Source organism: uncultured Porphyromonas sp. (assembly GCF_938023125.1).
Taxonomy (GTDB): domain Bacteria; phylum Bacteroidota; class Bacteroidia; order Bacteroidales; family Porphyromonadaceae; genus Porphyromonas.
Map to the genome: position 1 here is coordinate 271,359 of NZ_CALHDW010000017.1, position 13,347 is coordinate 284,705.

At 48.4% G+C, this 13,347-nt stretch carries 9 protein-coding genes; all 9 read right to left on the reverse strand.

The features are described 5' to 3' along the window. Window positions 1-35: 35 nt before the first annotated feature. The 9 genes from Q0090_RS05905 to Q0090_RS05945 all read right to left on the reverse strand — a co-directional run bounded on the left by Q0090_RS05905 (window position 36) and on the right by Q0090_RS05945 (window position 13,276). Window positions 36-1,004: a rhomboid family intramembrane serine protease gene (locus tag Q0090_RS05905; protein ID WP_297948647.1), complete on the reverse strand. Its 969-nt coding sequence runs from the start codon at window positions 1,002-1,004 to the stop codon at window positions 36-38. After that, on the reverse strand, window positions 1,001-1,699 hold the full coding sequence (locus Q0090_RS05910; RefSeq protein ID WP_297948650.1) for a rhomboid family intramembrane serine protease: 699 nt from the start codon (window positions 1,697-1,699) through the stop codon (window positions 1,001-1,003). The genes Q0090_RS05905 and Q0090_RS05910 overlap by 4 nt, the downstream gene beginning before the upstream one ends. Window positions 1,700-1,726: 27 nt before the next feature. After that, window positions 1,727-4,735: a putative LPS assembly protein LptD gene (locus Q0090_RS05915; RefSeq protein ID WP_297948652.1), complete on the reverse strand. Its 3,009-nt coding sequence runs from the start codon at window positions 4,733-4,735 to the stop codon at window positions 1,727-1,729. A gap of 138 nt (window positions 4,736-4,873) precedes the next feature. Next, window positions 4,874-5,809 carry a hypothetical protein gene (locus tag Q0090_RS05920; protein WP_297948654.1) on the reverse strand — a complete coding sequence of 312 codons (936 nt, stop codon included), beginning with the start codon at window positions 5,807-5,809 and terminating at the stop codon, window positions 4,874-4,876. Window positions 5,810-5,847: 38 nt separating this feature from the next. Then, complete coding sequence (locus Q0090_RS05925) at window positions 5,848-6,492, reverse strand: DUF3256 family protein (protein ID WP_297948656.1); 645 nt, start codon at window positions 6,490-6,492, stop codon at window positions 5,848-5,850. Between the two features lie 258 nt (window positions 6,493-6,750). Next, window positions 6,751-8,367: a RagB/SusD family nutrient uptake outer membrane protein gene (locus tag Q0090_RS05930; RefSeq protein WP_297948658.1), complete on the reverse strand. Its 1,617-nt coding sequence runs from the start codon at window positions 8,365-8,367 to the stop codon at window positions 6,751-6,753. Between the two features lie 29 nt (window positions 8,368-8,396). Next, on the reverse strand, window positions 8,397-11,495 hold the full coding sequence (locus tag Q0090_RS05935; protein ID WP_297948660.1) for a SusC/RagA family TonB-linked outer membrane protein: 3,099 nt from the start codon (window positions 11,493-11,495) through the stop codon (window positions 8,397-8,399). Between the two features lie 525 nt (window positions 11,496-12,020). Next, window positions 12,021-12,806, reverse strand: coding sequence for a UDP-2,3-diacylglucosamine diphosphatase (locus tag Q0090_RS05940; RefSeq protein WP_297948662.1), 786 nt, complete (start codon window positions 12,804-12,806; stop codon window positions 12,021-12,023). 152 nt (window positions 12,807-12,958) lie between these two features. Beyond that, on the reverse strand, window positions 12,959-13,276 hold the full coding sequence (locus Q0090_RS05945; protein ID WP_297948664.1) for an iron-sulfur cluster assembly protein: 318 nt from the start codon (window positions 13,274-13,276) through the stop codon (window positions 12,959-12,961). Window positions 13,277-13,347 lie beyond the last annotated feature (71 nt).

A 13,347-nucleotide genomic window follows, 5' to 3' on the forward strand; every position in this document is an offset into this window, starting at 1 on the left:
GTTTGTCTGGAGGTAGTACAAAGCTAGCAAAATAATTAGACTTTTGGGGCGTCTTGCCGAGAAGACCTATCGAAAAGTAGGCTTCGCTCCTCGTCGGAGAGGGCGCTATAGCCTGAGCGTTTTACCTTATCTAGCACCTCCTCTAGGGTGGGGCCATCCGAAGCCTTAGGCGAAGAGTCGGCTGCCGAAGAGGGGGCAGAAGCAGTAGCTCTCCCCTCAAAAGAGGATGAAGAGGAAGAGGTATTGTCCCGGCGATACCGCCGAGAGGCAGCCGCCCGGGAGGTTGTTTTTCGCCCCTTTAGAAGCGATGCTATCCGATCACACAAGCGAGCTATCGGACGTGTTATATCTACTCCACTCCTTAGAGATCGTGCAAAAACCAACCCCCAAATGGCCCCGCCAATATGGGCAATAGAGCCGCCCACATTCCTATTCAGGTTGAACAGCAACGAGGTTATAACGAAAATAAGAGCCACAACGTATAGTGAGAGGGAGCCGATCCAGAGGAATCTGATTTTCTCTTTCGGACAGTAGCCTCCAATCGAAACAATCAAAGAAAGAATTGCGGCCGAGGAACCATAGAGGGGCAGATGGATATAAAAAATCCCCATCGCATCGAGAACGGAAAAAAGCAGCGGGTAAAGGAATCCCCCCAAGACGCCTCCCAAGACATAGACAATATAGAACTGTCGGGGTGTAAGGTAGGTCAAGAAAAGGCGCCCAAAGATGTACAGAAGGAGCATATTTACCACAAGATGACCGAGGTCGTTGTGGTACCACATGTAGGTAAAAAGCGTCCAAGGTCTGGAGCCGAGGGTGTAGAGACTCCCCGGGAGTGCAAGCTGTACATCGATCCACGAAGAGGGGACGGACGAGAGCTGGAGCACCACTTTGAGAAGCCAAAGGAGCAGCGTCCAACCTACCGTTATGCTAATAAGACGAAGGACCGGCGAGGATTGCTGCCAAAATGCACGCAAAGAGGTGACATGCCCCGGGCGACTCATCGTACCACTCCTTTCTTTCTCCAAATGAGCAAGAGCACGAGACCGCCTAGCATGCCGCCCAAGTGGGCATAATGCGCAACGCCATCGCCATAGCTGGAGATACCCAAGAAAAGCTCCACAAGGCCGTAACCAATCACCACATACTTTGCCTTGATGGGAATAGGAATAAAGAAAATATACATGGGAACATTTGGGAAAAGCATCCCAAAAGCAAGGAGCAAGCCAAAGACTGCTCCCGAGGCCCCAACGGTTACAAAGAGGTTTAGGAAACTCTGTAGGGGAAGCGTCTGTACGCCGTTAAGGTTAATCATCTCTGCCCCTGAGGAGGCTACCTCGTGCAACTCCGTAAACCAGAAGATCTCTTGAGAAAGCCCGGCCACAAGCGCACAAGTGACATAGAAGAATAGGTATCGCCACGCCCCCATCCGCTGCTCTACGGCTCCTCCAAACATGAAGAGCGAGAACATATTGAAGAAGATGTGAGAAAAACTACTCGTATCGTGCAAAAAGGCATAAGTAAAAAGCTGGAAGGGATAGAAGGAGCTCGCCGCATAGTACTTGAGCCCCAGCACCTGAGAGAGGTCAAACCCAAGGCGAAGAAAAACGATCTGCGCCAACCAAATCAGCAAATTGATCAGGATAAGATTGAGGGTAACCGGTGGGACTCTCTGCTTGAGGTATTCGTAAACGTTCATAGTGTAGCGGATAAAATAGACGGGAGATCAGTACCAAGAGACACTGTTGCCCGTGGTGAGATTGGCTTGCTGATACTTGATATCTTTGAGAAGTTGTGACTTGACGCCAATAGTAACCGTATAGCTCTTGTAGGGGCCAATGGGGATGATGCTCGCCGAGAGCTGCCAACAATGGAGATCTCGTGCGATAGAAAGAGTCATATTGGTAATGCGTTTGAGGTCGAAGTTGTAGTTGGCATCGAACATAAACGACCAGTTCTTTGTGGGCTTAAAATCGCCACGGAAACTGAGGTTGTGGGTCAGTTTATAGCGATATTCCCGGCTCTCCGTATCAAACTTTGCATAATCATACCCCAAGTTCATGCTATAGTTAAAGGAGAAGTTCCAAGGGAAATTCCACGACACATAGCCATCGGCATCATGCGCTCCCAGGATATCTTGAGACGATCGCTGGCGCGACACAACACCCGCCGCCCCATCAAGGCTCATAGGATCGCCCTGCGAGGGGATATCATCATCTTGCGGAGCAGAAGTATTGTCCGCCATCTGATCTTCTGTGACCTCACTCGCCTTTTTCTTAAAGGTTTTTCGGTACCAGTCGACCAATTTACCCCAGCTCTGGTTATTGAACTGATAGCTGAAGCCGGTACCGGTGCCAATCAATCGGCCAAGGCCCTTTCCATTGAGCACACGAAGTTTATTCACCCGATAGGGTCTGGGGTTGCCGTTGGCATCGAGCTGATAATCGTAGAGGTACGTATCAAAATCCCCGCTCAGACGCAGCGAAAAACGAGACGAGAAACGGAAGGAAATAGAAGCGGAGATATTGCTCCAACGCATGGAGTCTGCCATCATGTTGTAGCTTGCTCTCCAATCGAGTTGGTCGATCAAACTAATCTTCTTGAAGGCCTCTTCGTTGTCCGTAGTATCGCTCTGAGGCGCACGGATCTTCATCTCCAAGTTGTTGGAGAAACTAAACGAAATGGCCCCGGACTTACCACGGCTAGGTGCCCCAAAGATACCATTGCGATAGAGGCTATAAGGCTCTTCGTGCAACTGCCCATCGGGGGTTGTATACTGCACAGTGCGGTAGTAACCCCAAAATGGATCACCAAAATCGGGACTATACCCCAACGACACAGAGGGGGTAATGCGGTGGCGAATCATCTGCACTTTGTCTCCAAAGATCTTCCACGGCTTATAGAATCCGTATAGCGTAGTGGAGGCAGAGAGCGAGAGACTGAAGTCATTGACATGATAGAACCCATAGGTTGTATCGGCATCCACGAGGCGTTCTTTAGTGCTATCATAGCGCATCGTAGTACGGCTCGTGTACCACCTGGCATTGTAGTTTAGCGAGGGGGTGATGCGAATATAGTCGAATAGGGTGAAGGAGGCAGAGATAGGGATACTATGCTGCATCCCATTGCGCCAATCACGCACTAGGCTACTCTGTAAGATAAGATTCTCTTTGGTAGTGATGCTATTGCGGAAGGAACCCGAATAGCTCATCGAGATTTTCTCATACCACAGCTCCTTCCCCACTCGCTTTTTCCTCTTAAATGGGTAAATAGTACTGAGCGAAATCGAAAGGTTAGGCAGCGACACCGACAGGGTGGAGTCTCGCGACCGCTGGTCGATATTGAGTGCGGCCGTTAGAGAGAGAGGGATGCTCGTAAAGCGGCGAGAATAGCTCACACTAGATCCTTTTGTATTCTCGGCCCTACGATCGGGGTCGTACATTGTCTCTAACGAATTGTGGTTGTAGCTACTCGTAGAGAAGTTGACACTCGCCGAGAAGGTGCGCAAGGGGTCTACCTTTGGATCCTGCGTATGCGACCAATTGAACGTAAAATCCTTGGTTTTGGAATAGTCGCCCGGGATCTGCTTATCCCCCCGAGACGTGGAGACATAGCCTGCAGTAACATGCCCCGAATACTTATAACGCCTCCGGTAGTTAGACTCAAGCGAGAGCCCCCAAGAGCCTTTGGTATAGAGATCGGCACGTGCCGTCAGATCCACATAGTCGTTGATAGCGTAGTACAATCCCAAGCCACGCAAGTAGAACCCTCGATCGGCTTCCTCTCCATAGGAGGGCATGATAAGCCCCGAGGTGCGCTGCTCATTGAAAGGGAAAAAGCCAAAAGGCAACCCAATAAGATAGAGAGGAACGCCCCCCATCACCATATAAGCAGGGCCCGCTACTATGTTTTTGTCGGGTACGACCTTGGCTCTGGTGAGTTGGAGATAGAAGTGAGGGTTGAGGTGATTGTCGCACGTAGTGTAACGCCCGCCTTGTATATACATGGTATTGTCGGGCATACGCTTTGCCTCATCACTCATCAAAAATCCCTCTCCCTGCTGGGTGAGGATACCCGTGATGTAGCCCTTCTCCGTGCGGAAGTTGTAGCGCATGGTCTCGCTCTCAAACGTTTGCTTCCCATCCGTAAAGGTGGGATAAGCCGTAGGATGCCCCTCGTGGTCTAAAACATACTGCGCATACACCTCCGAGCTATCCGTATTGATATGCATGAAGTTGGACTGTATGTTCATCGACTGATAGTCCACCTTGCCCTTACCAAAGAAGTAAACCCGGTTTTGCCCTAGCATCACAATGGAGTCTTCTGCAGCGAATTCGATCACACTCTCTAGTACGATGGGTTTTTCTTGCCCCTCGGGAGAGGAAAAAAGAGAATCCGGCTCGTCCGTTTCTGCAGCCAAACTATCTGGGCGGGTCGTAGTGGGGAGGGAATCGGCTAATGCCGTGGGGCGCCCGAGAGAATCCGGGGGAAATGAGTCTAATCCGAGTGCCGGAGCTTCGCTTTTCAGACTTGCCAGATCCGACAAGGGAGGCTCAGAAGTGAGGGTTGTATCGGGTAGAGAAGCAGGCGTTTCTCTCAGAGTATCAGAGGGTAAGACAACCGGCGTAGTAAAAACGGAAGGACGACGCATCGTACACCCTCCCCCCAAGATTAGGAAGAAGAGTAGCAAAAAGGCAGTTATCCTATTACTCCACACAAAGTGCTCTGTACTCATACTGCGTTGGCATACACTGCTGTCTTAGCGTACAAAAGTACCTTTTTTTTTGCTGAGAGGGTATAGGATAAATCAAGATGTATGGATTACTCCGAAGGGAGCCCTCGGTGACAGGCATTCTCGCCCTGGAGCCTAAGACTAATCGCGAAGGGAGAAAGAGGTGCGTCCGATTAGCGATCCATCGGCAAACAACTCCACACGATAAGTGCCTACAAGCAGGGTCTCCGCCACATTCCAGTAGAGTACAAAGGGCAGGTCTTCCCCTCCGTATTCTATCTCTTTGGAGGCCGTAGAGTGCAACGTGCTCCCCTCGTAAGAGAAAGCCACCCCATCCCCCGCAAGAGGTTGATCGTTAGGATTCAGGATGCGCAAATAGAGGACTCTGCGACCCGGCTGTGCCGTAACATTGCGAGCAATAGTCCCCTCAACCTTTATCGTTCGGATCTTATCAATACGTTGGGTGGCACGTCCCCGCTTATCAAGAGAGGCAGTCCGAAGCCCTTGAGCATCGAGCCGAGCGGCACGAGCCACTTGGGCCGTGAGAGAACTTTTCTCCCCTGCCAATTTGCGCGTCTCTGCCTCAGTAGCCTCTATATGGTCGCTCATTTTCTGATTTTCTGCCCGTAGCTCCGTATTGATTCGCTGAAGAGAATCGATCTGCGCCACATAGGAACGTAAAACCTTGCGAAGCGACGTAATCTCCTGCGACAGCTCATTGATGCGCTTGGCATCGTTGTCTTTTACCGCACGCAGCTCTGCCGTAAGCCTATCGACCTTGGCTTGAGCCTCACTCAATTGATCGAGAATAGAGTCGGAAGCTATGTGCAAACGATTCTCCCCGTAGCCGGAAGCACCTCGAATCTTCTGCGCTTGAATCCCAAATTCCTCCTGAAGAGCTGAGAGCTCCTCCTGCATTTTGGAACGCTCCATCGCCACAAGTTCTTTTTTCTCTTGTTCCAAATGGTGACGTTCCCTAGAGAGAAGCGAGAAGAATAACAACCCCAAGAGAAAAACAACAGCGACAAAAGCTGCTACAATAAGGAGTTTCTTTTGCTTAGACGTGAGGGCTTGCATATAAAACTAATGGGCTATCTATCCCAACGAAATCCGAGTTATTGAAGTTGAAAAGACTTACGCTTCCACTTTAGGCGAAGGGGATCCGGACGCAGCAAGGCTCGCCAATGTGCTTTTTCTTCTTCCGTAGAGGCACTCTCCGGCACGAGCGACACGGTCAAAACCTCTTCCCTAGAAGAGTAGGTAATATAGCGTGCTAGCGAAAAAACATTCGCCCGATCTTGGTCACTAGCTTCGGGCAGGAGCAAATTGGTTATGGGGCAATCCGACAGCAGACTCTCGGGCGAAAGTACTTCGCCTCGCTTATTAAAAAAGGAAATGCTTGAGTAGGTAAATGGCTCCTTTATAGTCGTAATGTAACATAGAATATCTCCACCTCTATGAGGCAAGGCAACCATCTCAAAAGAGAGTGCTCCCGTACCGAAAGAGAGAAAACGCTTGGTGCGCTCCTCCACCTTGAGCACGAAAAGGGATCCCAAACCCTGTGCCTCCACCTCCTGCCTGGGCTTGGCCTTTAGTAGAGAATCGCGAGCCTCGAGATCCAAAAAGGGGATTGTACCCTCGGGCAAAGCTGCGACCAGCTCCTCCAAAGACTGCGCCCGAAGCGACGAATGAGGGAGCGCCATCCAAACAACGGCGAGTAGGCCCACAAGTATAGGGTGAACGAAGTATCTCTTCTGCATAACTTAGGCAAAGATACAACAAAAAAACATCCTTTCCCTTCTGTATTTACACTCCCCACACTCTCCCAATTCTCTCCCATTTTTCCTCTATTACGATAAAGATTCTCTCTAGAGGCTCCAACACCTTAGCTCTATAAAGCAAAAACTCCCCCTCTCTACGAAAGAGAGGGAGAGCCTTTTACAGGACCTCGGAGAGGAGCTAAAATCCGTTCCCTAGCAGGGTGTCGGAGGCTTTTTCAACTCCTCTGAGAGAGTATCTTAACGCCAGTTACGGAAGTTCTGGAGATTCTCATTGTTCTCGCGGTCGCGGAGAGGGAATTCCCAAATGAACATCTTATCACCAGCTTGCTTTTCGAGGTTGCGACCCACTTCTTGTACAGCGCTTGATGTACCGAAGATCTGTCCGGCAGCGGTAAGACCACCAACTTGAGGTTCGCCACGCTTGAAGCCCATTCCCCAACGTACAAGGTCGTTGGTACGGAATCCTTCACCTACAAGCTCGCGTACACGCTCATTGCGGATTTCTTTGATCACTTCATCCTTTGTACCAAAGTCTAGAGGATCGGGATATCCGGAGGTGAGACGAGACTTTTCGAGCTTAACGATAGTTTCGGCAGCGTCTGCAGTTCTACCAAGTTCAGCAAGAGCTTCAGCCTTGATAAGGTATGCTTCGGCTACGTTGAAGAGGTGAACACCAAACTTGAACTGAAGAACTTTCGCATCAGTATTAAGAGAAGGATTACCGATGTACTTCGTAAGAGTATTGAACTCTGCGCCAAGATCATCACGATAGAATCCCTTTGTATCAACATATACTTTCTTACGGATATCGTTTGCAGAATAGAGGTCAACGACCCACTTTTCCAATACGAGAGAAGGCATGTAGTAGATAAACCAAGCTCTGGTCTTATCCTTATAGTCTTTATTATTCTTGTAACCTTCTCTGTGACTAGCAGAAAGAAGAGAACTTGTAACAAAGCCATCTTGAGCCGTAGCACGGAGACGAACAAGGATTTCGGGGCTATCTTCGGTCTGCCAGATAGAGGTGAGAGACTTCGTCTTAGAAGGAGCATCACCATCAACATTGATAGCATACTTATTGATGAATGCATCACAAGCATCTACAGCCCCCTGCCAGTCATGCTTTGTAAGGCATACACGAGCCTTTACAGCATAAGCGAAGTCGCGAGTGAGATAGATAGCAGGCTTTACATCCATATTAGCATCAGCGGGGATGTTTGCAATAGCGTAGTCGAGGTCTTCAATCATGGATTGATAAACTTCGGCACGGGTAGCCTTCTTAGACTTAGCACCCTTGAGGGGGTCATACTGAGTCATCAAGATAATACCTGATTGCTCATCGTTATCAGTAGTACCATCCCAAGGCTTAGAGAAACGTTGGATCAAACGCCAGTGTGCAAGAGCACGCATGATCTTGATTTCTCCGATGTACTGCTTGAGGAGAGTCTTCTCTTCGTCTGTAGTTTGATACTCAGCGCTAGCAATAAGTTCTTCCGCACGCATGATGAAGTAGTTAGCCTGCATCAGGGTTTGGTAGTAAGCTGCATAGTAAGAATTAATATCACCATGATCGAGTACAGACTGCTCCTGCCAGGTATAAAGACCCTTGAGAGAGTTGTTATCAAGATACGTAAGGTGGTAAAGGTCCGTCTGTACATCTGCAGTGTTCAGATTGTCGGGAGATTCCACCCCAATAAGCAACGCATAGACGGCATCTCGGTTCTGCTTTGCCATCTTGATGTCCTGGAAAGGCTCCTGCAAAGGAGTTCCTTCGGGCAAGCGCGTTACGTTGCACGATGTAAAGATCGTAGCGAACGCGAGGATAGCGCTGAGGAAAAATGCTATTTTTTTCATCTGTCTAATTACGAATTATAGGTCTTTTATTAGAACATTAGTTGGATACCACCAACGAATTGGCGCGTATTAGGGAATCTATTCAGCGTAAGGCCACCGGCACTTGTTTCAGGGTCGAAACCGTTGTATTCCTTAGACGTAATGGTCAAGAGGTTACGAGCCGAAACATAAACCTTAGCTCCGGTGATAATCTTTTGAGAGCCAAATACGCTCTTGGGGAATGTATAAGCCAATTGGATGTTTTTGAGTCGGAGGAAAGAAGCGTTTTCCAACAAACGATCATCGATTACCATTTGTTCGTCGAACTTAGAAGCTGTAACCTTAGCCTTTTCTTCGGGTGTTAGATCGCTAGTCCACTCGTTAAGAAGCTTCTTAGAACGGTTAAGCATCGTGAAACCACCACTCACGTTGTTTTCGAGGAAGTAACGGTCGTTGTTCATAGAATAAACACCGGTGAGGAAGGTCCAGTCCATAGTAAGAGAGAGTTGCTTCTTCCAAGTTACACCCATCTGAAGACCACCAGAGAAGGGAGCGCTAAGCACAGCCTTTTCGATACGGTGCTTCAAGGCATCGCTATACTCATCTGTAGTTTCTTTGGTTACGTTGCCGTTGCCATCAAGTTTGTACCACAATTGCTTACCGGTAGCAGAGTCAAAACCAGCAAATGAAGCTTGGTAGAATACCATAGGCTTGCCTACTGCGTAGTGAATTTCACCTACGTGGTAACCGTCTTTGTTGGTCTTTTCGCTAAAGAGCTTATCGATACGTTCTTGGTTGTAGTTGAGGGTTGCAGAAACGAAAGCGTCCCAATCCTTAGTTTGGAGGAAGTTGTAGTTAAGTGTAAGGTCAACCCCACGGTTGGTCATTGCGCCCACGTTTTCCCAACGAGATGAATAACCTGTAGAGTAAGGAAGAGGTACATTCATCAACATGTCGGTAGTCTTTCTGTTATAGAAAGAGAGGTCTACAGTAAGAGCGTCATTCCACATACCATAGTCAACACCCACGCTCAACATACCCTGACGTTCCCAAGCGAGGTTGTCGTTACCAATAGAGGTGACACCGAATGCGAGTTCGTCTGTATAGTTGATTGTACCAGTGCGAGCATATGATGCATAGAGGGGGATTGAAGAGTTACCTTGTGTACCATAGTTGGCCTTGAGGCGGAGAGAGCTTACAATACCCTTATCAGAAACTAGACCTGAACGGAGGAAGTCATACATACCACCAACAGAGAAGAAGGTAGCAGCTTGGTGCTTAGAACCGAAGCGAGAGGAGCGGTCGTTACGGAGTGTAACGTCGAACGCCAAATAATCCTTGAAGAGGTAGTTTACACGACCGAAGAGAGAGAAGTAAGCGTAAGCTGTGCGGTACTGGCTGGGGAGACTTAGGTAGTTACCCTTCATACCGTGGCTCAACATCATAAACTTCTCATTCGTTAGACCTCTAGCACGTGCAGAGAAACCTTCGCTCTTGCTATCTACAAATTCTTGACCGAGGAGGAATGTGAAGTTGTTGTTATCATCCATCTTCCACTTGTACTCACCCGTGTTGGTCCAGGTAATAGCATAAGAACCATCATAAGACTGTCTATTGATACCATAACCACTCGCTTCGGGGTGCTTAGGATACATGAGCAATTCGTCACGGCTGAAGACCATATCTATACCGGCTTGGCTCTTGAGGATAAGACCATCAACGGGGCGAAGCTGTGCGTATGCAGAAGTACCAAAACGGTAGCTATTAGAACCTTCCTTTACAAACTTAGCCTTGTATTCGGGGTTGTAGAGGATAGCGTCTGTGATCGCAGGATAGAGACGGTGGAAAGTAAGGTAGTCTGCTTTTGTTGTAGTGAGGTTACCATCAGCATCACGAGTGTAAGGGCTATAGTAGCGAGGAATGGTGAGTGCACCAAACGTACCACCATCAACATAAGCACTATTGAAAGCATCTGCAGATACTTGTTGGATAAGACCTCCAGAAATATTAACCCCAACGCGGAGCCAAGATTTTACACGAGCATCGATGTTGCTACGGAGGTTAATCTTGTTATATCTAGAGATTGAGTTAGAGATACCTTCTTGAGAGAAGTACCCCCCGGAGATGTAGTACGAAACGTTGTCAGTACCACCAGAGATAGACATGTCGGCTTGGAACGTAGGAGCCTTCTTTCCGAGGAAGAAAGAGAGCCAGTCGTAGTCACGAGCTACAGTTGCAACGTAGTCACCGTTTGCATCTTGTTCTATAGTACCGTCGAATGCTGTACCTTGGAAACCATCCAAGAACTTCTTACGATCCGCCTTAGTCTCATAGTGACGGAGTTCGTAGTCGATAAGTTCTTGACCGGTCATCATCTGACGCATAGGACGATCGCTAATGAGGGTAGAGATACCATACATAGCGTTGAGAGAGATGCGACCATCTTCGTTGAGCTTACCACGCTTGGTAGTAATTACGATAACCCCATTGGCAGCACGAGCACCATAGATTGAGGTAGAAGAAGCGTCCTTAAGTACGGTAATAGACTCAAAGTCGCTGGGGTTCATGGCCATAACCACGCTAGCAGATGTTTGTACACCATCTATAATATAAAGAGGTGAACCCCCTGCTCCAAGAGAAGCATTACCGTGGATTTGCACCGAAGCAGCAGCGTTAGGATCCCCACTGGTGGTCTGTACTTGCATACCTGCAACCTGACCTTGGAGACCGTCCATTACGTTAGCAACGGGTTTGTTCTCTAGTTTTTCGCTAGATACACGAGCTACAGAACCCGATACGGTGCTAAGCTTCTGGCCGGAACCATAACCTACAACCACAACGGTTTCCATCACTTCTGTGTCCGAAGCGAGTACCACATTCATCACGTTCTTTACATCCAAAACTTGCGTCTTCATCCCCACGAATGAGATCTGAAGTTGCTTTGCATTGCTGGGAACGGAAATCTGGAACTTCCCTTCTAGGTTGGTCGTAGTACCGATGTTGGTATGCCCTACGACTACAATGTTTGCGCCAGGGATAGGCTCGTTGTCTTCTGCCGAAGTAACGGTACCTGTCACTGTTCTATTCTGGGCTACAGCCCAACCCAACCCCATCATCAGGGTAAGGAAGAATAGTGCCAATCTTTTCATAGACATTTCTTTTTCCTTGTTACTAATTTGATTATCTGTTTCTTTTATATTTCTCTAAAATCAAAAAAAGGGGAAGAGCAGATGTGGATGGGTCTACACCCTAGGCCACAGAGTGAATGCGAGTATCTTCGGAGCGAAAAAAGGCAACCGCTACACAAAGTGGGGCGATTGTCTGATCATTCTTGCCGCTCTCTAGCGCATTCTATTTCTTCTTTTCCCTTTACTTTCCTCTCCTAGCAGCTGTTTTATCTCACTTTTTTTGCGGCTAAGGTGTAATCCTCACATAGTATGGATCCCTTTTCAGGGGCACCAACGATCACCCGGGGCGGGAGATGAGAGGCTCTCCTCGCAGAAGGCGACACTCAGTGCTAACCATTTCATTATCGGCACATTGGCATAATTCACTTGCATTCTCCACGAGAAACACACTACACCCTGCGCTATATACCGGGGACAAATATAGTAATTTATCACTATATAGCAACCGATTCCGACCAAAACAGCAGCCGGGAGTCCCCTAAAGAATCAGCTATTCAATGGGAGGTCGGATGGCTCAAATGTTTCGAGAGAAAGCTCCCGACCATCCCATACCGCATAGCTATTATAGCGAAGCCAATCCCCCAAGATAAGGAGCCGCTGCCCCTCTCCCAGCATTAGATCCACCAGCAGGTGACGATGCCCAAAGAGGAAGTATTGCACGTGGGCGAACTGCTCACGACGTGCCTTAACCCAACGCACCAACCATTCATCCTCAAGGTGAAAATAGGGATTATCGCCCCCATAAGTGGCAGACTGCTTCTGCAGCCCCTTTCGCCTACTCCGCTCGCTAAGCCCGAGAGCCAGCCCTACCGTCCAACGCGGATGCACGGCAGCGTAAAGCCGTTGTGCCCACTTTGCACGGAAAAGCCTGTACATCGTATCATTAATCCAACGCTCCCTTCGATACTCCTCATCCCCATGTGAAAGACGAAAAGTAGCTCCGCCCAACTGCACCTCCATGGCATGATCTACAACGTGTGCGCCCAACTCCTTTTCGAAGTAATCGCGCATCCACACATCATGATTTCCTTGGAAGAAATAAATCTCTACCCCTTTGTCTGCCAACTCGGCCACCTTACCCAGGAAACGCACATAGCCCTTGGGTACCACATAACGGTACTCAAACCAATAATCGAACATATCTCCCAAAAAGTAGATGGCCTCGGCATCAGATGCTATTGCATCCAACCAAGCCACTAACCTACGCTCCACAGCCGAAGCATCAGGGTGATAGTGCGAACCTAAGTGCGCATCGCTTGTAAAGTAAATCACAGAGTATCGATTCTATTTTTACGAGAAGGCTAGAATTTCTAGCGATACAGGGTGGAAAGTAAAAAAATCTAGGGCAAGACTCCAAGAAAAATCAGGCAGAAAGGGAAAAATTTTTGGGCAGAAAAGGAGACAACTTTTAGGTAAGAATTATCCTAGAGGAAGCCGAGTTCCAATTTTGCCTCTTCGCTCATCATATCCCGATTCCACTCCGGCTCGAAAGTCAATTCGATGTCGCAGCGAGAGACTCCCTTCACGCTCTCAGCCTTTAGGCGCACATCTTCCAAAATGAAATCGGCCGCAGGGCAATTGGGAGCCGTGAGGGTCATCGTTATGGTTACTAGCCCATCCTCCTTTATATCCACATTATATATAAGCCCCAAGTCGTAAACATTTACGGGTATCTCGGGGTCGTAGACTGTGCGAAGCATACGCACAATGTCTTCCTCTAATTTCAGAAATTCATTCTCCATAACTTACGAAAAAGAGATGGCAGCCCACGCTCTACAGCAAAGGGAATACCATCTCTTCTATTTTGACTTAA